The organism is Helicobacter pylori (genome assembly GCF_015904775.1).
Taxonomy (GTDB): domain Bacteria; phylum Campylobacterota; class Campylobacteria; order Campylobacterales; family Helicobacteraceae; genus Helicobacter; species Helicobacter pylori_DM.
Genome location: NZ_JADZNC010000001.1, coordinates 153,028 through 179,198, shown reverse-complemented (window position 1 = coordinate 179,198; position 26,171 = coordinate 153,028). Strand labels below are relative to the sequence as shown.

Genomic DNA, 26,171 nt, shown 5'->3' with positions numbered 1-26,171 from the left:
TCGTTTAACTGGTCGCTTTTATGATATTGAACAAGCCCTTTGTCCTCTCAAAAAGAGAAAACGGCGGTGGAATCTCTTGGTATCTGGATCTTGGGGGTCTTTTGATCAAGGTGTTAGCGCATTTGGAAAAATCAATCAAATCCATTGTCGTTTTGATGTAGCTAGGCAAGTTTAACAAGCATATTTCAAAGAGTTTATAGCTCGCTAAAGCGTCCGCATAGGCTCTGTGGCTGACTTCTATGCCAAATCCTAAAAGCTCTTTTAAAAAACTCAAAGAATAGCGCATGGACAAAATAGCGCGCTTGGATAAATCCAAAGTGCAAAGCTTTAAATTCAATAAAGGGCAATGCAATTTCTCTACAAAATAACGCCCTAAAAAGTTGTAATCAAAATTAGCGTTGTGGGCCACAAACACGCTATTACCTAAAAAAAGCCGCAATTCTTGCAAAGCTTCATGCACGCTTGGAGCGTTTAGGGTGTCTTCATAAGTGATGCCTGTAAGCTCAGCGATATAATCAGGAACGCTTTTGACTTTCACAAGGGTTTCAAAACGATTAATAATTTCCCCCCCCCTCACTTGCACGGCCCCGATTTCTAAAATCTCATGTTTTATTGGGCAAGAGCCGGTGGTCTCTAAATCAATAAAAGAAAAAACCTCATCTTTAAGGGGGGTTTTAAGGTTTTTGAGTGTGATTAAATTTTCGCTCGTTTCTATGAAATTAAGCCCGCACGCTTTTAAATATTCCAAATTGATTTCATCATAAATAAGGCGAGAGAGCGATTTTTCTAGCATGCTTAAGCTTAAATCCTGGTGCTTTAAGCGAGCGATTAGGGCTTGAATATCTTTATGCAAGAGGCTGTCTGACATTCTGTAAGCCTTCAATAGCCAGCTTACGATCTTTGGATTTAAAAATATAACTCCCTGAAACCACCACATCCACGCCCGCTTGTTGGAGTTCAAAGATATTTTTATCATTCACGCCCCCATCCACTTCTAAAAGACAGCTAGGGTTGTAGCGTTTGATCAATTCCTTGACTTTCAAGCATTTTTCTAGCACCAGATCTAAAAACTTCTGCCCGCCAAAGCCCGGATTCACACTCATTAAAAGCACTAGCCCCACGCTTTCTAGCAAGTATTTAACGCTTTCTTCATGCGTGTGGGGGTTTAGGACAATGCCTGGCGTGATGCCTAAATTTTTAATGAGTTGCAACACCCTGTGGGGGTGCTTTTCATTTTCTGCATGAATGCTGATGATTGCTGGGTTTAAAGGGGCGAACAATCCCACAAAAAAGCTCGCATTTTCTACCATTAAATGCACATCTAAAGGCACTTTGCTTATTTGGGTAACCTTCTCTAAAACCACAGGCCCCATGGTTAAATTAGGCACATAATGCCCATCCATCACATCCACATGCAAAAAATCAGCGTTACTCACGCTCTCTATCTCTTTGGCTAAATGCATAAAATCAGCGCTCAAAAGGCTCGGAGCTACTTTCAAAATACTTCCCTATTTTCAATGTTTTCAAGTAAAATATTAGCATCTTTAATCAAATCATAAAAGGGTTTTTATGGATTACAAACATTTTAAAGGCAAGCATGCAAACATCGTTATAGAAATCATCAGTCTTTTAGAAAAAGGGGTTAAAAAAGCCCAAGAAATTTTAGAAAAGCCGGACGCTGGGAGTTACACTAAGTTAGAAAACAGCAGCGGGGATACGCCTATTAAAGCGGATTTAGCCCTAGACCAATTTTTAGAAGAAAATTTTTTGAGTTTAGAAAACATCAAAAGCGTTTTTAGCGAAGAAAAAGAAAAACCTGTTACTAAAGAAAACGGCTCTTATTTGATCGCTTATGATCCCTTAGATGGGAGTTCAGTCATGGAGTCGAATTTCTTAGTAGGCACGATTATAGGGGTTTATGAAAAGGATTATAAGGCGCAAAATTTAGTTGCAAGCCTTTATGTGGTTTTTGGGCATAAAATTGAATTAGTGGTGGCTTTAGACAAGGTTTATCGTTACGCTTTTTATCAGAACAAGTTCCATTTTATAGAAACCATCGTTTTAGAAAATAAGGGTAAAATCGTCGCTAGCGGAGGCAATCAAAAGGATTTTTCTTTGGGCTTGAAAAAGGCTTTAGAAGGGTTTTTTGCAGAAAATTACCGCTTACGATACTCAGGATCTATGGTGGCTGATGTCCATCATGTGTTGGTTAAAAGAGGCGGAATGTTTTCCTACCCGCAAAAGAAATTGCGAAAGCTTTTTGAAGTCTTTCCTTTGGCCTTGATCATTGAAAAAGCTAAAGGGGAAGCGTTTTATTTTGATAAAGGGGTTAAAAAGCGTTTGCTAGAGCAAAGCGTGGAAAGCTACCATGAAAAAAGCGAATGCTATTTAGCTAGTCCGCATGAAGCTCACATTTTAGAAAAATATTTAAAGGGAGAATGATGCAAAATAGCGTTAAAAAATTAGAATATGAAGAGCGTTTTAATGACGCTCTTTTGAAATTACAAGCATGCCAAGAGGAAAAGCAAGTAACAAGCTGCTTGAAATGCGAGAAGGTTTTAAAATGCGAAATCCGCAACAGCTATGTGGATGCGGCTTATGAGAGCATGAGTTTGGGCGAAGCGGGCGGGTTTGATTTCAACTAAAATGGGATTAAAATGGTTAGTAATGCTACCTTGGCTACCTTGCAAAAAAATTTAGACGCTTTTTACACCCACCCCAAAATCGCACGATTTTGCTTGGATTTATTAAGAGATCTCATCAATCAAAATCTAGGGCTAGACTTAAACGCATTCCATTTTTTAGAGCCAAGTGCAGGGAGTGGGAGCTTTGTTGATGCATTAAAAGAATTAGGGATTGCTGATTGGGACGCCCTTGATATTGCCCCTAAAGCTCAAGGCATTCAAAAAAAAGATTATTTGTTGGAATTGATTGAGTTTAACAAAAAGCGTGTTATTATTGGCAACCCTCCTTTTGGGCATAGAGGGAAATTAGCCCTAGATTTTTTAAACAAATCTTTAAACGAAGCGCCTATTGTAGCGTTTATTTTGCCTAATTTATTCAAACGCTATTCCATTCAAAAACACATTGATAAGCGTGCAAAATTGGTTTTAAACGCCCCTTTAGAAAAAAACGCTTTTATTTTTAATGAACGACCCTATGATGTGAAATGCGTTTTTCAAATCTATATGCATAAAAATATCGCCCTAAATCTTAAAGACGAACGCATCATTGCGCCCCCAAAAATCCGCCATAATGACTTTATCACTTATATCCATAACAACACGCCACACACCCTAAAATATTTCAACAAAGAAAAATACCAATGGGATTTTGCGGTGGTGAGACAAGGCTTTTATGATTACAACGAAAAGATCACCAATGCAAATTTACTGATTAAAAACCGACAATATTTTTTCATCAAAGCCCATTCTAAAGAAGCTTTAAGGATTATCCATAAAATTGATTTCAACAAACTCGCTCATAAAAACACGCAAGTTTTAGGGTTTTCTACTTATGATTTTGTGGAAGAATATTGCAAATTAAAGGAAATGCATGCTTGAAAAAGTGTTCCAAGAAATTACCAATAAGAGAAAGTTTTTTGCTAGTTCTAGCACAGGGGAGCAGTTTGAAAACCAATTTAGGAATGAATTAAAAAAACACTTTAGCGAAATCAACGGCGATTTAACAGAAAAATTAAGCCATATTGAAGAAAAGCCTAATAAAGAAATCAAAACCACTTTTAACCAACTCAAAAAGCAAGTTTTAGAAAAAAACCACCCAGACACCCTTAAAAACCCTTTTTCAAACCTTACAAGCCATTTTTTATACCAGCCTTTTGGCTCACAAAATTACCCTGATTTTTTGGTTTTTATTTTTGATCATGTGGTAGGGATTGAAATCAAGTTTTCTAAAAACGATAAGGGTGAAAAAAACCTTCAAACTTCTCGCCCCATGTGGAATTCAAACCTGCCTAAACCCAATGCGATTTATGTGTATGGAGTCGCTAATGCAGACATCACTTTTTTTAAAGGCTCAGATATTTTGAGTTATGAAACCAGAGAGGTCTTGCTCAAGTATTTTGATACTTTAGATAAAGATGAAGAAAGTTTGAAAAACGCCTTAAAAGATTTAGAAAACCCCTTTGGGTTTGCCCCCTATATCAGAAAAGCTTATGAACATAAAAAGGAATTTTCTAACCACCACCAGATTGAAAGCTTCTTTTCGCATAATCACATTTTAAGAGAGCAAAATGTCTTGCAATTTTTGAAAACGCTCACTCATTAGCATATTTGCGTTCATTTATCTATTTCTTGTAAAACACGAGTTTATTTTTAGTGTAAAGAAATTGATGATTAGTCTCATAGAAAAAGCCCCTTACATTCCTTGCCCCCGGCTCTAGCTTTTAGAATTTAGTTAAACCACTTAAAAAGCTTTGTAGCCATAAAATCTTATAGGGGTATTAGTAATCATAAAATTCTAAAATAAAGGTCGTTTTGAAAACGCCATTCAAACACCCCACCACAGATCAAAAATCATAAAACCATGCCCTCCCCCCTTTTTTTTTAATTCAATGCACTTCGCTCCAAACTTTTCTTTTCCACGCATAAGCCAAGAACGACAGCACCGCAAAGAAAATCATGATTTTTATCCCTAAGGTATTCCTTTCATGTTTTTTCCTATCGCCCGCTTTTTCTAAATATGCGATGACTTGTTTTTGAGCCTTTTCGCTCAACCCCACTCTAGGCATAGCCGTGCCAGGCAAAAGCTTTTGCGGGTCGTTGATGAAGATATTCAAGCCATGTTCGCCTTTAGCTCTAATCATCATGGACAAATCAGGCGCATGAGAGCCTAAATAATTGGCTAAATCTTTAGGATCACTAAAGGCCTTATCTTTAGCATAATCCAGGCTATGGCACCTTTGACAGCTTTGCGCAAACACTTCCTTATCGCTCAAATTTTTAGGCAAAATAGAAGTGAGATACGCCACAATATCGCTCAAATCTTGATCGCTAAATTGAGAAAAGGCCGGCATAGGGTAGGGCCTTTCATCGTTGAATTTATGGCTCAATTTCGCCGTTTTCACGGGGTCTTTGATGAAGTGGGCTAAGAAATTCGCGTTCAAAACCCCCGCCACATGGCTTAAATCCGGTGGCACGACCCCAAAAGAGTTGCTCGCGATAAGGCTATCCATAGGGGCTGGAATGTTTTGGGATTTAATGCCATGGCAAGCGGTGCAGTTTTCGGCTACAAGCTGTTTGCCCTTATTAGCGTCGCCATTTTTTAAATCCATAGGCTCTAAATCCTTGAAAGCAAAATCCGCCGGAGCGACTTTAGGGTGCATCACCGAATGCGCATAAGGCTCAACCCCATAATAAATCACGCCTATCACCACAATAAGGATAATTAGAATCTTGAATTCTTTCATCTAACACCCCCTTGTTTCTTGCTCTCAGCGATAGTGATAATGGGCAATACCACAAAGAAAAGGGCCAAAAAAGTGATTGAACCCACTAAGCCAATGTATTTGCCAATCCCAAGCGGAGGCAATTTACCATAGATCGTTAAAACAATCATGTCAATGATTAAAAGCCAAAACCACACCATAAACGCTGGCCGTTTGTGCGCGGGAGCGATAACTGGGCTTCTGTCTAAGAAAGGCAGTAAGAAAAAGATCACTTGCGCCACGCCAAAGGCCATTAACCCTAAATCAGCGCTGAAGAAAAAGCCTCTTAAGACTTCATAGCTCCATAAGAAATACCATTCAGGGTAAATGTGAGGCGGCGTTTTAAGGCTGTTAGCCCTTTCAAAGTTGATAGGATCCATCGCAAAATCATAGTGGTAACACACCAAGTAAAAGAAAAAGACCATGAACGCGCAAACCACAAAAATATCTTTAGACAAGAATACCGGCCAAAAAGGAATGACTTTGGATTCTTTTTTCTTGCCTTCAATGAATTTCTTTTCTTCTGATTCAAAGTCAATCTCTTCGCCTTCTTGATTATTGACATGCGGGATGCGTAAAGAATAAAAATGCACCCCAATGAGTAAAATGATCGCAATGGGCAGTAAAAACACATGGAGCATGAAAAAGCGCGTTAAAGTGGAATCCGCCACAACATAATTGCCCCTAATCCACTCCACCACATCAGCCCCAATGAAAGGAATGCCCCCAAATAAATTCGTGATAACCGCTGCGGCCCAATAGCTCATCTGCCCCCAAGGCAGCATATACCCGCTAAAGGCCTCTGCGCTAAAGACCACAAACAAAATCATCCCGCTAATCCAAATCATCTCACGGCCCTTTTTGTAAGAGCCATAATAGATACCGACAAACATGTGGATATAGATGATGACAAAAATCATGCTCGCTGCCGTGGCATGCATGTGGCGCCAAAGCCAGCCATAAGCCACTTCTTGCATGATGGTGAAATTCACGCTATCAAACGCCATTTTCGCATCAGGCTTGTAATACATGAGCAAGAAAATCCCTGAGATCACAAGCACGCCAAAAAGGGTGAATAAAGTCACCCCCATAGCCCATAAGAAATTGATGTTTTTAGGGATCCAGTATTCTGTCATTAGCACTTTAACAAGCTTGTTGGTGCCAAGACGCATGTCCAGCCATTCGCCTAAATTCTTCGCTTTTTTTATCTCTGCCATGGAACTCTCCTTACGCTTTAGCCATCATTTTCTTGTATTCAGCCCCGGCTTCACCAAAAGTGATTTTAGTGCCTTCAATTTTAAAGGGCGGAATATCAAAAGGGCGTGGAGGGGGGGTGCCGGCAATATTCACGCCATCAGCCGTGAAACGCCCCCCATGGCATGGGCATAAAAAGCCTTTTTCTTCATCTTGATAAGTGGGGATACACCCTAAATGCGTGCAAATTTGAATGGCTGTGGTAAAAACGCTCTCGCCAACTTTAAAATCGCGCTTTTCATTAAAGCCCTCTTTTTTAGAACGCTTGAGGATATAGACCGGTTTCCCACGCCACTCCACCGTGGAAAACTGCCCTTCTTGCATGTTCGCCACATCTATGGTCGTAAAACCAGCTGAAACAACGCTTGGAAGCGGATCCCAAGTCTTTTTCATCGCTACTAGACTCGCTATAGCCCCTATAGCTGTAACGCTAGCAAGGCTCATTCCTAAAAAATCACGCCTTTGAATATCTGCCATGATTAAAAAACTCCTTAATGATAATTACCTTTTAACGACTAAAGGCATAGCAAATCCCTATTTTACAACAAACTCTCTTAATAATCTTTTTAAAATAACAAATTGAGGCTAAAATCAAACGCTTTTAACGCCGCTTTAAAGAAATTTGAGCACGCAAATGTTTCAAAAGGGTTTCTAAAATATCGTTATCGTCTTTGCTTGGGGCTTTTAAGCTTTCTTTCTTTTCATCGCTATAAGTAAGGGTGATGTTTTGATTGAAATTAGAAAGTTTGATGATGCCAAGCTGGTTGGCTAGAATTTTAAGCGTAATGATTTGCAAAAATTGAGCGCTCAAATCGTCTATTTTGCCAAACCTGTCTTCTATTTCTTCATGGATTTGCCCCACCTCATCTACATTCTCACACAAACTCAAACGGCGATACAAATCCAATCTCAAACTATCGCTTGCAATGAGTTCAGGGTTTAAAAAAGCGCTCACGCCAAGTTGGATTTCTACGCTTTTTTCAAGCCTTTTCTTCCCCCCACTCAATTCATAAATCGCGTCTTCAAGCATGCGCGTATAGAGTGCATAACCGATATTTTTAATATGCCCGCTCTGATCTTGCCCGAGCAAATTCCCACCCCCCCTGATTTCTAAATCATGATAAGCGACACTCTCCCCACTGCCTAAATACGAATTTTTTTCTAAAGCGAGCAAGCGTTTTAGGGCCTGTTCATTCAAACTTTTTTGATCTTCTATGAGAAAATAGCAAAAGCCTTCTTTTTTGCCTCTCCCCACACGCCCTCTCAATTGGTGCAAATCAGCCAGCCCAAAATTCTGTGCATTATCTATAATGATCGTGTTAGCGTTAGGCAAATGAATCCCTGATTCCACAATAGAAGTGCATAATAAAACCTGATAGTTCCCCTTAGCAAACTCTAGCATGATTTCTTCGCTCTCATTAGCGTTAATCTGGGAATGCAAAATAGCGATTTTGAGTTTAGGGATTAAACCTTCTAGCTTGGTTTTGACTTTTGAAATGCTAGCGATGTGGTTATGGATGTAAAAAATTTGCCCGTTACGGCGTAATTCTCTATAAATAATCTCTTTTAAGAGTTTGTCATTCTTTTCTTTCAAAAAAGTGCGGCTGGGTTTTCTGTCTGTGGGCGGGGTTTTTAAAGAGCTAATGCCTTTAATTTGAGAGAGCGCCATGTTTAAAGTGCGCGGGATAGGCGTAGCGGACATGCTTAAAAAATGCACGCTTTTGCTCAATTCTTTTAAAGCTTCTTTTTGTTTTACGCCAAATTTATGCTCTTCATCCACCACCACTAAGCTCAAGTTTTTAAATTTCGCACCTAAAATCGCATGCGTGCCTACAAGAACATCAACTTGCCCTAATTCCACCGCTTTTAAAAGCTTGTTTTTTTCGCTCGCATACCGATCCAAACGAGCCACTTTAACGCCAAAATTTTCAAAACGCGCCCTTAAAGTCTCAAAATGCTGGTGCGCTAATAAAGTGGTAGGCACAACTAGCGCGCTTTGAAAGCCGTTCAAAAACGTGCAAAAAATCGCATGCATCGCTACTTCTGTTTTCCCAAAACCCACATCCCCACTCAAAAGTCTATCCATCACTCTCTTAGAGCTTAAATCCTTTGAAATTTCAGCGATAGCCTTTTCTTGATCGCTGGTGTATTCAAACCCCGCATGCGATTTAAAGACTTCCAACTCCGCCAAATGCACATCCATCTTTTTACCCAAGATCAAATTGCGTTCAGCCGCTAATTCAATGATCTTACTAGCAATCTCTAAAAGCTTAGTCCTGACTTTAGCTTTTAATTTAAGAAAGCTCCCTTTCCCTAGCCGGTCTTTAGCTGGCACGCTATCGCTTTGCGCCACATAGCGAGCGATGAGATGCAAATTTTCTACCGGCAATAGCAGTTTGTCTTCGCCCAAATAAGCGATTTCTAAAAAATCCCTCTTGCTCCCTAAAACGCTGTGCTGGACTAATTGAGAAAACACGCCCACCCCGTAATCATCATGCACCACCCATTCGCCCGGATTTAGTTCATTCAAAGCGAGCTTGGATTTTTGGCGTTTTTTCTTCCTTTCAAAAGAATTGAGCGAAATAAAAATCCCATCAGGGGTTTTAAAGTTTAACACAAAGGGGGCGATGACGCATTCAATATTGCTTTTTTCAAGCGCGCTTATCGCGTTGTCTAAAATCGTTTTATTAGGGGCTAGGAGCGTGATTTTACGATTTGAATGCAAAGCGATAAAGCCTTCTATGGCATGCGCATGGATTTCTAAATCTTCATAACCTTGCGCGTTTTCTAAAACCTTTAAAAATTTGAAACGCTCATAATTTAATTCGTTTAAGCTCGCTAATTCTTGAATTTCTTCTAAAGCTTTAGGGCTTATAACGCTTTTATAAACGCTTAGCAAGTCTTGCGCTTTTTCTCCTAAAAACCACAAACCAAAACTGGTCAAATCTTTAGAAAAGCTATTTAAGGGGCTTTGTTCCACTTTTGTTTTTAGATCCTTATAAGATGATTCGTCCAAACTAAAAAGCGTGGGGGGGATTTCAATTTCTAGTAAATCTTCTTTAAGACTCATTTGAGTGGTGGGATCCAATTCCTTAATGCTCTCACACTCTGCGTCAAAAAAACTCAAGCGATACGCCTTAGAATTAGGTATATAAATATCCACAATATCCCCCATAAAGCTCGCTTCGCCTTCCACTTCCACTAAGTCTAAAATTTCATAGCCATAATAAAAGAGCTTGTCTTTTAAATCCTTAAGGTTATATTTTCCTAAAAGAGTGATTTTAAAGCTCTCTAAAAGTTCTTTTTTAGGTAAAGGGTGTAATAAAGCGCTAATAGGGGCAATAATGATAGTTTCTTGCTTGTTTTCTAAGGCCTGATAAAACTCCCTCAAACCCCCTAAAAGCTGTAAAAATTCTTCAAAAAACGAACGCAAATCGTCGTTTTTTTTAGCCCTAAACTCCGGGAAAAGAACGGCTTTGGTATTGGGCTTAAAATAGCTTATGACTTCTTTAGCGAGCTTGGATTCTTTAAAATCCTTACAAGCGAGTATTTGATAATCAAAGCCTTTGTTTAAGGCTCTATAAAGACTAGATTGGATCATTCCCTATTTATTTTCAATTTTCTTTTCTTGCTCATTGATTAACAACGCCCCCCCTTGAATATTCTTAGGGCGAGTTTCCCCAATCAAAATCCCCTTCCTTTCCACCACAAGCTCTTGGCTAGAGATCTTACCATCAAGGCGCCCTAAAGGCATGATTTCTACCACTTCCGCTTCCACCGTGCCAGTAAACTTGCCATTGACCACTAATTTATTAGCAAAAATCTCACCCACTACCGAGCCGGTTTGCCCGATCACCACCGTGCTTTTAGAATGCACCACCCCTTCTAATTCGCCATCTACGTGCAAATGGTAATCCAAATGAAGCTCACCCTTTATTTTGGTGCCTTGAGCGATGATAGTCGCTGGTCCTGTTTTTGCATTAGCCGATTTATTATTGTTATCAAAGATTGCCATCTGATGCTCCTTTCTTTATTGAAAACTTCTTCAAAATTTTTCATGTTCCATTTGGTGAAACTCATGGGGTTTATGGGCTGATTTAAAAACCGCACTTCATAATGCAAATGCGGCCCTGTGCTCATCCCTGTATTACCACTATACCCAATCAACTGCCCTTTTTTGACAAATTCGCCCGTTTTCACAACGATTTTATTCAAATGGGCGTAGTAGGTTTTAAAACCAAAAGGGTGGAAAACTTTAATCAAATTCCCATACCCCCCATTCCACCCTTTGCTCGCTAACCCCACTACCCCGCTCGCGCTCGCATACACAGGGGTGTTAATAGCGGTGCTTAAATCAAGCCCGGTATGGTTGTGCAACACATGCAAAATAGGGTGGATTCTTTTATTAAAGGCGGCTGAAACGCGCCGATAGGATTCTAGCGGGTAGTCATTAGGGATAAGGCGCATGATAAAGCTTTTTTGAAGCCCGGTAATCCCAGCGACATCCAGGCGGCTGGAAAAATTGCTCTCTTCTTTTTCTTCTTCAGGCTTATTCACTCCCACCACTTCTTCTAAATCGTTGATGCGTTCCCCTGAAAGTTGCAAATCGTCTAAAAATTCATCCATTTGCAAAGAAAGCTTTTCATTCGTCTCTCTTTTTTTCTCAAATTCTTTAGTGATTAAGGCATGCTGCTTTTCAATATTTTTAATCTCTTTATTTAAGACCAATAACGAAATGCCTAAAAACAATAAAGATCCCACAACGCTCAAAAGCGCATATAGGCCAATTTGACGGAATAAGATATGAACATTAATGTAACGGCTCCCTTTAGAGTCCGTAACCATCACAATCAAACGCCTATCTAAAAACACCAAAATCCTTACTGGCTTATGAGCGCGTCTTTATCCACATGCTCTTGGAGCTGGACGATGTCTTCTAAAACCCAAAACAAATTCTTCCATTCAATAAATTTATTTTCTTCTAAAGCGCTTTGAAAATGATCCAAATCCCATGCCAGAAATTTTTCTGCGTCTAAAATTTTACCCAAAAAGCGCACTTCATAATGCAATTTTTCACCGCCGCTATTACCGCTCTTCCCGCTATAGCCAATCAACTGCCCTTTTTGGATAAAACTTTTGGGCTGCACATTGACATGATCTAAGTGCGTGTAAATGGAGCTAAAACCAAACGCATGTTCAATGCGCACCAAGTTCCCATACCCCACATTAGAATTGGTTTTCACAAAATCCACAATCCCATCAGCGCTCGCATACACAGGCGTGTTTAATGGCGCGATAAAATCAATCCCGGATTCAACGCCCTTAATCTTTTTAATGGGGTGGTTCCTTTCTTTGGTGGGTTTGATCGCGCTATAAGTTTTTAGGGGCATGCCATTAGGAATGAGCATGAGCGCTAAATGTTTTTGAGCCAAATTTAAATTTTCTAAATCCACTTCATCATAAAGATGCACGCCCCCATTAGCCCCTCTTTTGATTTCAATCAAGGATTCCAACCCACGAATCTTTTGCCCCACAATAAAAAGCTCTTCTCGCTTGTTTTTAATCTCTTTTGTCAAAGTGTAATTTTTTTGATACAAATCCCTAAAATCCCTTAAAACCGCGTTCCTTTCTGCTGTCATCGTATCCATTTTAGCGATTAAAAATTTTAAAAAACCCACGCCAAGCCCCACGATCAATAAAAGAATGATAACAGAAATGATGAGGTTGCGTTTTAAATTTTTAGAAAATTTGAGCTGTTTAGAGCCTGATTCATCAATGATGGTGATCATAAGCTGGTTTTGTGGCATCAATCCCTCTTCTTTTGATAGCGTTCATAAAAAGCGTTGGCTACCAGAAATGAGCCATACACCAAATAATTTTCATTTTCTTCCAAATCTTCAAACAAAGCGTGTTCTAACCCTAAAGTTTCTAAAATCCCTTTAAGCTTTTCTAATTGGATAATTCTTTCATTATGCAATTCTAAAATCAAAACCTTTTTAATAACAGGCTTTAAAATTTCTAGCACCCTAAAAGCGTCTTTATCTTGATAGCAGTTATAAATCAAAATGATTTTAGCGTTAAAAACGCGCTTGATTTCTTCTTTTAAGGCTTTGGCGCTATGGGGGTTATGCCCCACGTCTATTAAGATATTAGGGCTTAAAAGCTCGCAACGGCCGATTAAATTTAGGGGCTTTAGGTTTTTTAAAACTTCTTGTTTATTGCATGGCAATAGCGTTTCAAACGCTTTTAGAGCCACTTCTAAATTCATCGCTAAAAAATGGGCTAAATGGTAGCGTTCAATATAATCCCTCACTCCTTTTGAAATTTCATTTTGAACCACAATCAATTTTGCGTGTTTGTCTTTGGCGATCTTTTGAGCCACATTTAAAACCAGTTCTTGTTGGGGAGCGATGATGCTAAGAGAGCCCATCGCTTTTAATTTAGTAGTCGCAATGCTTTCTAAACTATCCCCTAAAAATTCCTTATGATCATAATCAATGGGGGTGAAAACGCTTAGGTTTTTTTCTAAAGCGTTCGTGCTGTCAAACTCCCCCCCAAGCCCCGCTTCTAAAACCAAATAATCGCAATCTTTAGCGAGCATGACGGCTAGTAAGGTAGCGTATTCAAAATACGAGCAAGCGCTGCTGAAAGCGTGCGATTGCAATTGCTGGTGGGCGTTTTCTAAAACGCTTTCTTTAACAATAGAATCATTCAAAAAAAAGCGCTCCCTAAATTCAAAAACATGAGGGGAGGTGAAATGCAACACTTTAAAATTTTGATCGGCTAATAAAAGGGTTAAAAACCGCCCCGTGCTGCCCTTACCATTAGTCCCTACCACATGAATGACTTTCGCTTGAATCTCAAAAAAAGCGTTTTTAAAATCTTTATAAATTTGAATGAAACGGCTAGGGTCAAACTTGTGGTATTCTTTAGGCTTTGTTTCTAAAAACGCCTTTAATCCATGGCTATTTTTCATTATTGAATTTCCCCTCATAAGCGATTTGAGCCACAAATTTAGTCAAAGTTTGTTCCACAGCCTGATTGATAGCATAATAGCGGTTCTGGTAGGTATTAAGGGGGTCTTGCAAATTCACAGCGTAATTATAATACCCGCTATTTTGAAAAGTCTTTCTAACGCCTCTCTTATTATCATAAGTGTAACTCACAGACACGGTTGCGCGATAGAAAGTCGTAAAGCCTTCTTTATTTTGCGTGATACTCGTATCGGTTACATTCGTGATTTCTATAATAATGATAGAATCCGAATCCTTTTCACTCGCCAAGCGGCTTTGGAAGCGTTGCACGACTAAACGATTCATCAAATCCTTAAACTCTACAGAGTTTTCAGGGTTAGGCAAATTCACAATGAGTTTCACATAGATGCTATCGCCTAAAGCGTTTTGAGCGTAAGCGGCGATGGGCTTATACCCACAGCCCTTGAACAAAAATAACAAAATAAAAAAAAGTAAAGCCCTCATGCGATAACAAAATTAACAAGCTTATTAGGCACATAAATTTCTTTTTTAACGCTCGCATTTTCTAAATATTTCTCTAATTCTTTTTTAGCCAAAATAATGATTTCTTCTTTATCAGCGTTAATATTGACTTTCAATTCTGCGCGCCTTTTGCCATTAATGGTAAGCCCTAAAGTCATAAAGTCTTCCACTAAAGCACTTTCATCAATCGCTATAGGTTTAAAATTCTCTCTTTTAAAAAGCCTCTCGCTCAACTCCCATGCCGTGTGCGGGATAATAGGCTCTAAAATTTGCAACAACACAAAATAACCCTCGCATAAAATTTGCTCATTATTTTGTGCATTCAAAGCGTTTAAAGCCTCCATGCAACTTGCGATCAAAGTGTTAAACGAATAAGCGCTTTCAGCCTTATTGAAAATTTCATGCGATTTTTTTAACGCTTCATAGACTTTTTTACGCCCTAATTTTTCCGCTTCATTCAGGCTGACTTCTTTAAATTCAGGCTTAGAAGTAGTGGGGTTAATAGCGCTCGCTTTGTCGTATAAGCGCTTGATAAACCGGTGCGCCCCTTCTAAAGCATTGTCATTCCATTCTAACTCTTTAGCCGGTGGGGCAGCAAAAAGGATAAAAAGCCTCGCCGCATCGGCCCCGTATTTTTTAAGTATCTCTTTAGGGCTAACGACATTGCCTTTAGATTTGCTCATCTTAGCACCATCTTTTAAGACCATGCCCTGAGTGATAAGCTGTTTAAAAGGCTCATCTAAATTAAGATAGCCCAAATCCCTTAAAGCCTTAGTGAAAAAGCGCGCGTATAACAAGTGCAAAATCGCATGCTCAATGCCGCCAATGTAAGTGTCCACTGGCATGAAATACTTCAAGTAATTTTGATCAAACGCTTGATTTTCACGCTGATTTTTGGGCGTGGTGTAGCGCAAAAAATACCAACTAGATTGGATGAAGGTATCCATGGTGTCTGTTTCTCTTAAAGCGTTTTTGTGGCATTTAGGGCATTGAGCGAATTTCCAACTCGCATGCTTTTCTAACGGATTGCCCTCCCCATCAATCACAATGTCTTCAGGCAAAGTTACCGGCAGTTGGGTTTCAGGCACAATCCCGCAATGTTTGCAATGAATCATGGGAATAGGCGCTCCCCAATACCTTTGACGGCTCACTCCCCAATCTTGCAAGCGGTAGTTGATCACCCTTTTACCGAGGTTTTCTTTTTCAAAATAAGCGATGATTTGCTCTCTGGCCACTGAGCTAGAAAGATCGCTCCACTCCCCGCTATTTTTTAAAACCTCTTCTTTGGTGTGGGGCAAATTTTGAGGGCTTTGAGTGATCACTTTAATAGGGATATGATAAAGATTAGCGAATTCAAAATCCCTTTCATCGCAGGCTGGCACGCCCATTAACGCCCCAGAGCCATAATTAGCTAGGGCGAAATTAGCCACCCACACAGGGATTTTTTGCTTTGTTAAAGGGTGGATAGCGTAAATGCCTAAAAACACCCCTTTTTTCTCTAAAGCTCTTTCTCTTTGAGTCGTGTTTAAAATCGCTTTAATCATCTTTGAATCTTCTTGACTCACTTGCTTAATGGCATGCTCTACTAAAGGGTGTTCTGGGGCGATGGCGATGTAGGTAACGCCATAAATGGTGTCCGCTCTTGTGGTAAAAACTTCAATTTCTTGAATGCCATTGCAAGCCTTCAAGCACTCATCAGCGATTTTAAAACCAAATTGCAACCCGCTAGATTTCCCTATCCAGTTTTTTTGCATAATTAGGACTTGAGAAGGCCAATGGTTTTCTAAAGCCTCTAAGTCTTTGAGCAATTCTTCAGCGTAATTTGTGATCTTCAAATAATATTGATAGAGTTCTTTTTGAATAACTTCTGTATCGCAACGCCAACACCTCCCATCAATGACTTGCTCATTAGCTAAAACGGTTTTATCGTTAGGGCACCAATTGAGCATGGCTTTCTTGCGATAGACTAGCCCCTTTTCCCACAAGTCAATGAAAAATTGCTGTTCAAATTTCGTGTAATCCGGATCTGAAGTGGCAAATTCCCTATTTTTAGAAAAAGAAAACCCTAAAGTTTCAAACTCTTTTTGCATGTTTTCAATGTTTTCATAAGTCCAGGTTTTAGGGTGGATACCATGCTTAATGGCCGCATTTTCTGCAGGCATCCCAAAAGAATCAAACCCCATAGGGTGTAACACATTGTAATGGTGCAAACGATAATAACGCGCCAAAGCGTCGCCAATGGTGTAATTGCGCACATGCCCCATGTGGATTTCCCCACTAGGATAAGGCAGCATGCTCAAAATGTATTTTTTAGGGAGGTTAAAATCGTCTTTAGGCTCAAAACTCTTATTTTTCCACCAAAATTCTTGCCATTTTTTTTCTATATTGATAAAATCCATCGTTACCCCTTAATCATCTGTTTCGCTCGTTACAACGCTTTCAATCAACAAAAAGATAAGACTGAAAGCGTTGCTAATCAACGCCCCAATCATGAGCATGTAAGCGGTAACCAAATTATTTAAAATCTGTAAAAACACAAACGCCGGTATGAGGTGCAACACGGTAGCTAAAGAGCTCGCTAACAGCTCTGAAGCGAAACGCTTACACACCCCAATTTTAAGCGTAACGGAAATAAGATTTAAAGCCAACGCTACAAACAACACCACCGTATTAGGCTCATACAAAAACCCTGCAATGGTGGTTAAAGAAATAAGGCTAAACAGCACATGAATGACCCGACCCCAATCCATAGAAACTCCTTAAACTTGACCGCCCTCATACAAACGGCGCATTTTTTCTTTCTCTTGAGCTTTTTTGATTTTTCTAGCCTCATTTTCATAATATCTATCCATATCAAAGCCTAACAATAACGCTACTTTAGGGGCGATGAAAATAGAACTATAAGTCCCTACAATCGTGCCTATTAACATGGGCAATGAAAAGCCAATAATGATCTTACTCCCAAACACGCACAAAATCAACACCACAAAAAACACGGTTAAAGAAGTTAGAAGCGTGCGCGTGAGCGTGCTAGAGATGGCTTCATTAATGGCTTGAATGGCGTTTTTGGTTTTTTGAGAGAGCATCTCTTCTCTGATCCTGTCAAAAATAATGATCGTATCATTAATGGAATACCCAATCAAGGTGAGTAAAGCCGCAATCACTTCCAAATTCATATCAATCTTAAAAACAATCACTGAGCTTGCCACTAAAATCACATCATGCACAAGTGCAACAACGCTCGCTAAAGCAAAACGCCATTCATAGCGGAAACTCACATAAACCATGATCGCTATTAACGCTAAAATCAGCGACAAAATGCCCTTTTCTTTCAATTCGCTCCCCACTCTAGGGCCCACGGTGTCAAATTTACGGATTTCAAAATCGCCGCTGGGTTTTAGAATGTTGGCCACGATAGCGTTCAGATCTTCATTCTCAGCCGTTTCTACAAAAGGGAATTTGATTAACATTTCTTCTTTAGAGCCAAATTCGCTCACTTGCACGCCCTTGAAGCGAGCTTCTTTTTCAAAAAGATCGCGCACTTCTTTAATGGGAGCGTTTTGAGTGTAACGCACCTGCACCAAACTCCCCCCCGCAAAATCAATCCCTAAAGAAAACCCTTTGAAAAACAAAAGCCCTAACGCTAGAAGTGCTAAGATCGCTGAAACAACCACCCCATAATTGGAATAACGCATGAAGCTTAAGATTCTAGTTCGCTTGAATAATTCCATAAAACCTCCTAAGCTCTTTTATTCACGCCAAACCAAAAGTAAAGGCTTTTTGTTTGAGTGAGTTTAGGTAAAATGGCTTGATAAATCCCTTGCGTGCCTATAATAGCGGTGATAATAGAGGCTAAAATCCCAATGCCTGTGGTGAGAGCAAAGCCTTTGATCGCTCCTGTGCCATAAGCGTATAACAACACTGAAGCGATCAAGGAAGTGATATTGGAATCAAAAATCGCTCGACTCGCATTGATATAGCCTAAATGGATCGCTTTAGCGATGCCATCATTCTCTCTTAAGACTTCTCTAATGCGCTCGTTGATAATGATATTAGCATCCACGGCAATCCCCACGGTTAAAACAATCCCTGCCATTCCCGGTAAAGTCAGCGTCGCTCCAAAAATCGCCATGACCGCCACGATCAAAAAAAGATTGACCACTAACGCCATGCAAGCGATCACCCCCGCCATGGAGTAATAAAGCACCATAAAGCCCATAACCAAAATAAAACCCCCAACCAGAGCGATAATGGAAGTTTTAATGCTGTCTTTCCCTAAGCTCGGGCCTACAATCCTTTTTTCTAAAACCTGAATGGGCGCGCTCATCGCCCCACTCCTTAAAGCGATCGCCAAATCGCTCGCTTGAGCCACGCTAAAATTCCCGCTAATCTGCCCGCTCCCTCCGCCAATGCGTTCTCTGATCACTGGGGCTGAATAAACCTTATTGTCTAAAACGATCGCCATGCGTTTGCCCACATTCGCGCCTGAAAAATCCCCAAAAATCTTAGCCCCTTGTGCATCCAGCGTGAAGCTCACCACCGGCTGGTTGTTTTGATCATACACCACTTTCGCATCCGTAAGCATTTCGCCATCTAAAATAGGGATCGCTTTGAGTAAGATTTTACCACCCATTTCCACATCAGACAACAACACGCTGCCTAATTTTTGAGCCTCTAAATCCGTCATTTTCATCGCATCTTTATTGTGTTCTTCATCCACTGCCATCATCTGCAAATGAGCGGATTTAGAAATCAAATCTTTAGCGCGCCGCTCTTCTTCTAAAGTCTTAATGCCAGGCAATTGCACCGAAATTTCTTCTTTACCTTGCTGAATGACTACAGGCTCTGCCAAACCAAATTGATCCAAGCGGTTACGAATGATCCCTATCACTTGCAAGATCGTGTTTTTACGCAATTCTTCTTGCTCTAAAGGGGTGAGTTTCACGCTATAAAACTCCGCTTCTTTTTTGATTTCAAACTGGCTATGACCCTGCAACTCCAATAAAAGCGCGTCTAATTTTTTCGCTTCATCTTCATCTAAAAGCTCAAAACTGATCCCTTCTAAACTGGATTTAATGTCTTTAAGCAAGATATTTTGCTTTTTAGCGTTGTATTCTAAAGCGGACGCTAGGCTTAAATACTTGTTCTTTAAAGCCTCATCGGTTTGCACCCCTAAAAGCATGTTTAACCCCCCCCTTAAATCCAAGCCTAAAGTGATTTTAGGGCCTTTAGTTTCTAGTAAAGAAGGCACAGAAAACCCTACCCCTAAAAGAAGCGCGCAAATAAAAACGATTAAACGAGGGTTAAAAAGTTTCATTCAGTTGTTATTTTGCACCGCTTCTTCATCTAATTTGAATGCTACATAGTTTTTAGAAAGTTTAGCGGTGGTGTCATCATTGAGCTTCACGCTAAAAAAATTCGCTTCCGCTTTAAGCACCTCAACAATCAGCCCTCCTTGAGTAACGATTTTATCGCCCTTAGTCAAGCCCTCTATCATTTCTTTATGCTTTTTTTGTTGTTGGCGTTGCGGGCGAACAATCAAAAAATAAAAAATAAGAAACAACACCACAAGGGGTAAAAGCGTCGTTAGAATGTCTCTAATTTGTCCCATTAAATTTCCTTAAAAGATGTTTTAATCTCAAATTATAGCATTTTTAGCTATTTCTTTAAAGTCGCTCTCTTATCTAGTGCGAATAAATACAAAGCCCCTATGATCCCAGAAATCAAAGATCCGAGTAAAATCGCAATTTTTGCCACTTCCATAGCGTCCTTATGCTCGCTCGTGAAAGCCAGATTAGAAATGAACATAGACATGGTAAAGCCAATCCCTGCTAAAAGCCCAGCCCCTAAAATATGCCACCAGCTGATGCCTTTAGGGCGCGCGGTAATTTTAAGCTTTTCGCTTATAAAAGTGATTAAGAAAATCCCTAAAGGCTTGCCCAAACAAAGCCCTAAAATAACCCCTAAAAGCACCTTATCCACTTCTAAATTGATGCTAGAATCAACGCTCACCCCCGCGTTTGCAAACGCGAATAAGGGCATGATGAAATACCCGCTAATGGGGGCTAGAAAATGCTCTAATCTTTCTAAGGGGCTTTGTAAAGCGCTCGCTTTTTCTTCAATAGAATGCAAGATTTCTTGCTGCTCTTTGGTCAAAAGCGCTCCTGAACTCGTTTCTGCGTATCGCTTGCCCAGTTCCAAAAGCTCTACATTTTTAGAATCTTTAGGGATTTTCACCGGTATCATAAAAGCTAGAACCACTGCAGCGATTGTCGCATGGATACCGCTTTGATGCACGCAAAACCAAAGCAACACCCCTAAAAGCAAGTAAGGGACAAGCGAGCGCATATTCAGGCGGTTTAATACAGCTAAAATCAGAACCACCCCTAAAGCCCCTAAAAGCCATGCGAATTTTAAATTCGTGGTATAAAAGAGCGCGATCACGATAATAGCCCCCAAGTCATCAGCCACCGCTAGAGTGATTAAAAAAACCTTTAAAGCGGTTGGCACCCTCTTGCCTAAAAGCATGATCACGCCTAAAGCGAACGCAATATCCGTCGCCATAGGGATCCCAAAACCATGCTGAGAGGGCGTGTTAGCGTTAAGAAAAAAATAAATCAATCCTGGAGCTATCATGCCCCCAAGAGCCGCAATCACAGGGAAAGAAGCTTTTTTGAAACTGGATAACTCCCCAAACAACAATTCTCGCTTGATCTCTAAGCCTATCATTAAAAAAAATAACGCCATTAAAACATCATCAATCCAGTTGTGCAAACTAAAGCCGATGAAAAAATCCCCTATTTGAAACCCAAAAGGGGTGTGCCATAGCGCAAAATAACTTTCTTTTAAAAACGAATTAGCCACCACCATCGCTAAAACGGCGTTTAAAAAGAGGAAAATCCCTCCAAAAGACTCGCTTTTAATGAAGTTTTTAAGCGTCAAACTGAGCGCGTTTTCTGTTTTTTTGAGATTCATAGACAACCTTAAAATTTTTAATTTCAGACCCATAATTTTTCAAGCAGTCTTTTATGAGCGTAAATAATGCCCGCTTGTATCTTAAAATGGGGGGCTTGAGTTTTCAAAAACTCAGCGTAATGAGACACTTGCACTTTGTGGCTTTGCTGGTAATTTTGAGAGCTTTTATAATCTAAAACATACAAATTTTGCCCCCTATCCCACAACAAAACATCAATCCTAGACACAACCCCTTCAAATAAAAAAGCCGCTTCACCCCTTAAGGCATAACTTTTAAAAAGAGCTTGAATCTCTGCATCGTTTTCAAAAAGCTCTAAACTCTCTTCTAACGCTTGATAATCCAAACCATAAAAACCATGATGGTAGTTTAAATATTCTAAAACGCTTTTTTTAGGAATGTTGTAAGCGTATTGGTATTCTAACCCCTTGTGCAAAGCGATACCAAAATTGATCGCTTCCTGGTCGTCATTCTTTTCATAATCGCTCTCTGGCTCTTCTTCTATCTCTTGGACTTGCTCGCCATAGGCATGGGGTTTGATGAGAGTGCTTGTAATTAAAGGCTCTTTTTGAGGAGAAATAACCGGCATAATTTCTCCCTCTTCTAAAGGCGCAAGATCCAATTGTTCGTGCATTGTTTTGTTTTTGCTTTCTTTTTTGCTTTCTTTTTTGTCTTTAGCTACGATAATTAGCCCTAACTCAGCCCTAGTGAATGCGACATAATACACATTGGTTTCTTCATGATCTTTGGCCGCTTCTTCTTTGTCTAAAGCCCTAGCGTAATCCTTATCCACGACCTCACGATTTTTCATTCTGTAATAAAGGCGAAGAAGCTCTGCGCCGTCATATTCTTCAAGGAGTTGATTGGAGTGATTTGAATTAGGCTTGCCCAAGCGTTCGCACACGATCACATAAGGGAATTGCATGCCTTTAGATTTGTGAATGGTCATGATCTGTGCGCCTTTTGAATGGGAAGAAGCGATCGCTTTAGCCTCTAATTTTTCTAAAAATCCATCGGCGTCTTCGCACCCAACCGCTAATTCCAAACAGCTTTGTGCAGGCTCTCCATAAAGCTCAAATTGCTCCATCACCTTCCACACAAAGCCTGCCACGCTCTCTTTTTTAGGGTTAAAACCAGCTAAAGCGATCGCATCATCATGCAAGTATCCGGCGAGTTTTAAAACGCTGTGCTTATAAAAGGGCTTGTAAGGTTCTTCCGCTAGAGCGTATCTTAAAGCGTTCTTAATGATTTTGGATTCTACAAATTGAGACAAATTAGCGCTAGATTCCGTGCTTGGGCAAATTTCGCTCAAATACTCTTGCAAATAATTTTTGATTTCTAAAGCGTCGTCATTAGTGGCGCATAAAATGGTAATGTTTTTAGGATCAATACGATGATCTAAAAGGTTTTGAGCTTCTTGTAAGATTTGTTCTAACAACAATTCCCTTTCATCAGCCACTAAAGAGACTTTCACATAGCCGTCTGTAACATGTTTATTTTGAGAAGTTTTAGGGTATTTTTGCTCCAAATAAGCGGTGGGGGAATTTTGATAAGCTTTTTTAAAAATGGTGTTCACATAATTAATAATCAAAGGTGCACTGCGGTGGTTGAATTGTAAATTATCGTGGTAAAAATCTTTAGCAACGCTTTCAAACAAAGAGCTAAAACTCCCCCTAAAGGCATAAATGCTCTGCTTGACATCGCCCACAAAAAACACGCTCCTGTGCCATTTAGCTTGCCCTATTCCGGCTTTAATCTCATCAATAAAAGGGGCTAAAATCTTATAATCGTTCAAGCTCGTGTCTTGAAATTCATCAATCAAAATGTGCGCGATCTTGCTGTCCAACCTAAAATAAAAAAACTCCGCCGGCATTTCTTCATAACCATTCAATAAGACATGAACCTTATCTTTAATCGCATCAAAATCTAGGGCTTGGATTTTAGAAGTGGCTTTATCATAAAGCTGGATGAATTTAGGGAATTTTTTAAATATTGCGGTTTCTTTGGCTTCATAATAGCGTTTTAAATCGTTTTCAATCTCTTCGCATTCGCTCTCTAAAGTGGGGATTTCACTTTTAAGTTTTTTAAAATAGAGGTACTCGCTCTTTTTTTCAAGCCATGTTAAAGAGCTGTTTAAAAATCCCCTAAAACTATCGCATTTAATGGCTTCTTTAGCCCTATCTGACGCTGTTTCTATGCTTTGAATTTGATTGTTTAAGCTCCTTAGTTTTTCTAAAAAACCCTCTTCATCAAATGCAGGCTCTTTCTTATTAGGATCAAATAAGTAGAGCTTATTCTTTAAAAAACGCAGCCGCTCTAAAATGGAATCGCTTGTGTAATTATCATAACTTAAGCATTGAGCGATAAAAACGCTCAATTCCTCAAGCTGTTTATTATTTAAAGCGCTCAAAAAACCCTCATTAAGCTGTCGTTGGTGCGCTTTGGTGTCTTCATTGACTTCAAAATTCGCGCTCAACCCCACAAACCAGCAAAATTTCCTTAAAATGCTTTGAAAAAACGCGTCAATGGTGCTGATTCTGATTTCGGCGTTTAAAAAGCGTTGGTAGATTTTTGGAGCACTATTTCGCACTAAATCAGGGTTTAAATGGTATTTTTCTTCTAATTCTTTTAGGATATTTTGGGATTTTTCTTTTTCATTTTCAAGGTTTTCTTTTTGCAAAATTTTTAAATAGTCTAAAATGCGCTCTTTCATTTCGGCGGTGGCTTTTTTAGTGAAAGTGAGCGTCAAAATCTCGCTAGGATTAGCCCCCTTAAACAACAGGGCCAAAAACCGCACGCTCAAAGCGAAAGTCTTCCCGCTCCCTGCTGAAGCCTTTAAGGCCATGCATTGTCTTTTTGTATCCATTGAGATCTATCCTAAAATTCTAATTTTGTCTTTATTATAACCTAAAAGCCTTTTTTACTTAAGCTAAAAAACTTTAATCTTTTGCTATAATCATAGGGTTTTGTCGTTTTTCTATCATTTTAATAGGAACAAGGCAAAGACAGCGTCAAATTCACACATGCTAATCCTTGTATTTAGGTGTTCTTAAGAATTTAAGAATCAAATGAGCATGGAGGAAGAGAACCAAAATAACTTTAAGGAGCGTATTCATGGTAACCATGAAAGATTTATTAGAATGCGGTGTGCATTTTGGACACCAAACAAGGCGTTGGAACCCTAAAACCAAGAAATTCATTTTTGGCGTTAGGAAAAATATCCATATTATTGATTTACAAAAAACTTTGCGCTATTTTAGATACACTTATAATATCGTGCGCGATGCGAGCGCTCAAGGCAAGAGCATCATGTTTGTAGGCACTAAAAAACAAGCCAATGAGACTTTGAAAGAATTTGCTGAAAGCATTCAAGTCCCTTATGTCAATTACCGCTGGCTTGGCGGCATGCTGACTAATTTTAGCACCATTAGAAAATCGGTTAGGAAATTAGAAATCATTGAAGAAATGGAAAATAGCGGTCAAATTGATCTATTGACTAAAAAAGAAAAGCTCATGATTTTAAGGAAAAAAGAAAAGCTAGACAAGTATCTTGGTGGGGTGCGCCACATGAAAAAAATCCCTGATATGATTTTTGTGATTGATGTGGCTAAAGAAAAAATTGCTGTCGCTGAAGCGAGGAAACTCCATATCCCTATCGTGGCCCCCTTAGACACTAACTGCGACCCTGATTTAGTGGATTACCCCATTCCTGGAAATGACGATGCGATCCGCTCTATTAGATTGTTCTGTAAAGAAATGAGCGAGGCGATTTTAGAGGGGCGAGAACTCATGCAAGAAGAAATCGTCCATGCGGATGAAAATAGCGAAGAAATAGAGTTCGTGAGCAATGAAGAAAAAGAAGAAATGCTCGCTGAAATCCAAAAAGAAATCACTCAAGGAGCCGAATAATGTCAGGAATTAGCGCTCAATTAGTCAAAAAATTAAGGGATTTAACCGATGCGGGCATGATGGATTGCAAAAAAGCCCTTGTGGAAGTGGCTGGGGATTTGCAAAAGGCCATTGATTTCTTGCGCGAAAAAGGCTTGAGCAAAGCCGCTAAAAAAGCCGATAGGATCGCTGCTGAGGGCGTGGTCGCTTTAGAAGTAGCACCCGATTTTAAAAGCGCGATGATGGTAGAAATTAATAGCGAAACGGATTTTGTGGCTAAAAATGAGGGCTTTAAGGAATTGGTGAAAAAAACTTTAGAAACGATCAAAGCCCACCATATCCATACCACAGAAGAATTGCTTAAAAGCCCGTTAGAAAACAAGCCTTTTGAAGAGTATTTGCACTCTCAAATCGCTGTGATCGGTGAAAACATTTTAGTGAGGAAAATCGCTCATTTAAAAGCCCCTAGCTCTCATATCATTAATGGCTATGCGCATTCTAACGCCAGAGTGGGCGTGCTAATCGGCATAAAATACGATAATGAGAAAAACGCTCCAAAAGTGGTGGAACTGGCCCGAAACATCGCTATGCATGCCGCAGCGATGAAACCTCAAGTATTAGATTGCAAAGACTTTAGCCTTGATTTTGTCAAAAAAGAAACTTTAGCCTTGATCGCTGAAATTGAAAAAGACAATGAGGAAGCTAAACGCTTGGGCAAACCTTTGAAAAATATCCCCACTTTTGGGAGCCGCATTGAATTGAGCGATGAAGTTTTAGCCCATCAAAAAAAGGCTTTTGAAAATGAATTAAAAGAGCAGGGCAAGCCTGAAAAAATCTGGGATAAAATCGTTCCTGGAAAAATGGAAAGGTTTATCGCTGATAACACCCTTATTGATCAACGCCTAACCCTTTTAGGGCAATTCTATGTCATGGACGATAAAAAAACTATCGCTCAAGTCATCGCTGATTGTTCCAAAGAATGGGATGATGATTTAAAGATCACTGAATATGTGCGTTTTGAATTGGGCGAAGGCATTGAGAAAAAAACAGAAAATTTCGCTGAAGAAGTGGCTTTGCAAATGAAGTGAGATTTTAGGAAACGACCTTTAAAGGT

Annotated in this window: 24 protein-coding genes; 6 read left to right on the top strand and 18 right to left on the bottom strand. The window is 39.7% G+C overall.

Features of this window, described 5'->3' with window-relative positions; translation table 11 throughout:
* Positions 1-4 precede the first annotated feature (4 nt).
* Positions 5-868, bottom strand: coding sequence for a 3'-5' exonuclease (locus I6852_RS00880; protein ID WP_197291126.1), 864 nt, complete (start codon positions 866-868; stop codon positions 5-7).
* Positions 846-1,499: a ribulose-phosphate 3-epimerase gene (rpe, locus tag I6852_RS00875; protein ID WP_197291127.1), complete on the bottom strand. Its 654-nt coding sequence runs from the start codon at positions 1,497-1,499 to the stop codon at positions 846-848. Before rpe ends, I6852_RS00880 begins: the two co-directional genes overlap by 23 nt.
* Before the next feature lie 70 nt (positions 1,500-1,569).
* Here rpe and I6852_RS00870 point away from each other — a divergent pair, with 70 nt between their 5' ends.
* Genes I6852_RS00870 through I6852_RS00855 form a run of 4 tightly spaced genes read left to right on the top strand, consistent with a single transcriptional unit; the run spans position 1,570 to position 4,287 of the window.
* Positions 1,570-2,442, top strand: a complete 873-nt coding sequence (locus I6852_RS00870) for a class 1 fructose-bisphosphatase (protein WP_197291128.1) — start codon at positions 1,570-1,572, stop codon at positions 2,440-2,442.
* Entirely contained in the window at positions 2,442-2,645 is a 204-nt protein-coding gene (locus I6852_RS00865; RefSeq protein WP_001882985.1) for a hypothetical protein, read from the top strand. Before I6852_RS00870 ends, I6852_RS00865 begins: the two co-directional genes overlap by 1 nt.
* A 12-nt stretch (positions 2,646-2,657) precedes the next feature.
* On the top strand, positions 2,658-3,563 hold the full coding sequence (locus I6852_RS00860; RefSeq protein ID WP_143425321.1) for an SAM-dependent methyltransferase: 906 nt from the start codon (positions 2,658-2,660) through the stop codon (positions 3,561-3,563).
* Positions 3,556-4,287 (top strand): type II restriction endonuclease, encoded by a 732-nt coding sequence (locus tag I6852_RS00855; RefSeq protein ID WP_143425320.1) that lies wholly within the window; start codon positions 3,556-3,558, stop codon positions 4,285-4,287. The genes I6852_RS00860 and I6852_RS00855 overlap by 8 nt, the downstream gene beginning before the upstream one ends.
* Before the next feature lie 283 nt (positions 4,288-4,570).
* Here the strand turns inward: I6852_RS00855 and I6852_RS00850 are convergent, their stop codons facing one another.
* From I6852_RS00850 to I6852_RS00775, 16 genes are all read right to left on the bottom strand, one after another.
* The gene (locus tag I6852_RS00850; protein ID WP_197291129.1) at positions 4,571-5,428 is read right to left on the bottom strand and encodes a cytochrome c1; all 858 of its coding nucleotides are present in this window, start codon (positions 5,426-5,428) and stop codon (positions 4,571-4,573) included.
* Positions 5,425-6,663 (bottom strand): cytochrome b, encoded by a 1,239-nt coding sequence (locus tag I6852_RS00845; RefSeq protein WP_197291130.1) that lies wholly within the window; start codon positions 6,661-6,663, stop codon positions 5,425-5,427. Before I6852_RS00845 ends, I6852_RS00850 begins: the two co-directional genes overlap by 4 nt.
* A gap of 10 nt (positions 6,664-6,673) precedes the next feature.
* Entirely contained in the window at positions 6,674-7,177 is a 504-nt protein-coding gene (locus tag I6852_RS00840) for a ubiquinol-cytochrome c reductase iron-sulfur subunit (protein ID WP_000763652.1), read from the bottom strand.
* A 124-nt stretch (positions 7,178-7,301) separates the two neighbouring features.
* The gene (mfd, locus tag I6852_RS00835; protein ID WP_197291131.1) at positions 7,302-10,301 is read right to left on the bottom strand and encodes a transcription-repair coupling factor; all 3,000 of its coding nucleotides are present in this window, start codon (positions 10,299-10,301) and stop codon (positions 7,302-7,304) included.
* 3 nt (positions 10,302-10,304) lie between these two features.
* Entirely contained in the window at positions 10,305-10,619 is a 315-nt protein-coding gene (locus I6852_RS00830) for a bactofilin family protein (protein ID WP_000384498.1), read from the bottom strand.
* Between the two features lie 14 nt (positions 10,620-10,633).
* Positions 10,634-11,572, bottom strand: a complete 939-nt coding sequence (gene csd1, locus I6852_RS00825) for a peptidoglycan DD-metalloendopeptidase Csd1 (protein WP_197291132.1) — start codon at positions 11,570-11,572, stop codon at positions 10,634-10,636.
* Between the two features lie 8 nt (positions 11,573-11,580).
* Positions 11,581-12,507 carry a M23B family cell shape-determining DD-metalloendopeptidase Csd2 gene (csd2, locus tag I6852_RS00820; RefSeq protein WP_197291133.1) on the bottom strand — a complete coding sequence of 309 codons (927 nt, stop codon included), beginning with the start codon at positions 12,505-12,507 and terminating at the stop codon, positions 11,581-11,583.
* Positions 12,507-13,676, bottom strand: coding sequence for a bifunctional folylpolyglutamate synthase/dihydrofolate synthase (locus I6852_RS00815; protein WP_197291134.1), 1,170 nt, complete (start codon positions 13,674-13,676; stop codon positions 12,507-12,509). The genes csd2 and I6852_RS00815 overlap by 1 nt, the downstream gene beginning before the upstream one ends.
* Positions 13,666-14,178: an LPS assembly lipoprotein LptE gene (gene lptE / locus I6852_RS00810; protein ID WP_197291135.1), complete on the bottom strand. Its 513-nt coding sequence runs from the start codon at positions 14,176-14,178 to the stop codon at positions 13,666-13,668. The genes I6852_RS00815 and lptE overlap by 11 nt, the downstream gene beginning before the upstream one ends.
* Positions 14,175-16,595, bottom strand: coding sequence for a leucine--tRNA ligase (gene leuS, locus I6852_RS00805; RefSeq protein ID WP_197291136.1), 2,421 nt, complete (start codon positions 16,593-16,595; stop codon positions 14,175-14,177). Before leuS ends, lptE begins: the two co-directional genes overlap by 4 nt.
* Before the next feature lie 9 nt (positions 16,596-16,604).
* Complete coding sequence (locus I6852_RS00800; RefSeq protein WP_000383762.1) at positions 16,605-16,946, bottom strand: DUF6394 family protein; 342 nt, start codon at positions 16,944-16,946, stop codon at positions 16,605-16,607.
* 9 nt (positions 16,947-16,955) lie between these two features.
* Entirely contained in the window at positions 16,956-17,927 is a 972-nt protein-coding gene (gene secF, locus I6852_RS00795) for a protein translocase subunit SecF (protein ID WP_197291137.1), read from the bottom strand.
* An 8-nt stretch (positions 17,928-17,935) separates the two neighbouring features.
* The gene (secD, locus tag I6852_RS00790; protein WP_197291138.1) at positions 17,936-19,513 is read right to left on the bottom strand and encodes a protein translocase subunit SecD; all 1,578 of its coding nucleotides are present in this window, start codon (positions 19,511-19,513) and stop codon (positions 17,936-17,938) included.
* Positions 19,514-19,807: a preprotein translocase subunit YajC gene (gene yajC / locus I6852_RS00785; RefSeq protein ID WP_120832982.1), complete on the bottom strand. Its 294-nt coding sequence runs from the start codon at positions 19,805-19,807 to the stop codon at positions 19,514-19,516.
* A gap of 47 nt (positions 19,808-19,854) precedes the next feature.
* Complete coding sequence (gene nhaA, locus I6852_RS00780) at positions 19,855-21,171, bottom strand: sodium/proton antiporter NhaA (protein WP_197291139.1); 1,317 nt, start codon at positions 21,169-21,171, stop codon at positions 19,855-19,857.
* A 23-nt stretch (positions 21,172-21,194) separates the two neighbouring features.
* Positions 21,195-24,035, bottom strand: a complete 2,841-nt coding sequence (locus tag I6852_RS00775; RefSeq protein WP_197291140.1) for a RecB-like helicase — start codon at positions 24,033-24,035, stop codon at positions 21,195-21,197.
* A 248-nt stretch (positions 24,036-24,283) separates the two neighbouring features.
* Between I6852_RS00775 and rpsB the strand changes: the two genes are divergently transcribed.
* Positions 24,284-25,078: a 30S ribosomal protein S2 gene (gene rpsB / locus I6852_RS00770; RefSeq protein ID WP_000258276.1), complete on the top strand. Its 795-nt coding sequence runs from the start codon at positions 24,284-24,286 to the stop codon at positions 25,076-25,078.
* Positions 25,078-26,145 (top strand): translation elongation factor Ts, encoded by a 1,068-nt coding sequence (tsf, locus tag I6852_RS00765; RefSeq protein WP_000014407.1) that lies wholly within the window; start codon positions 25,078-25,080, stop codon positions 26,143-26,145. The genes rpsB and tsf overlap by 1 nt, the downstream gene beginning before the upstream one ends.
* Positions 26,146-26,171: the final 26 nt, after the last annotated feature.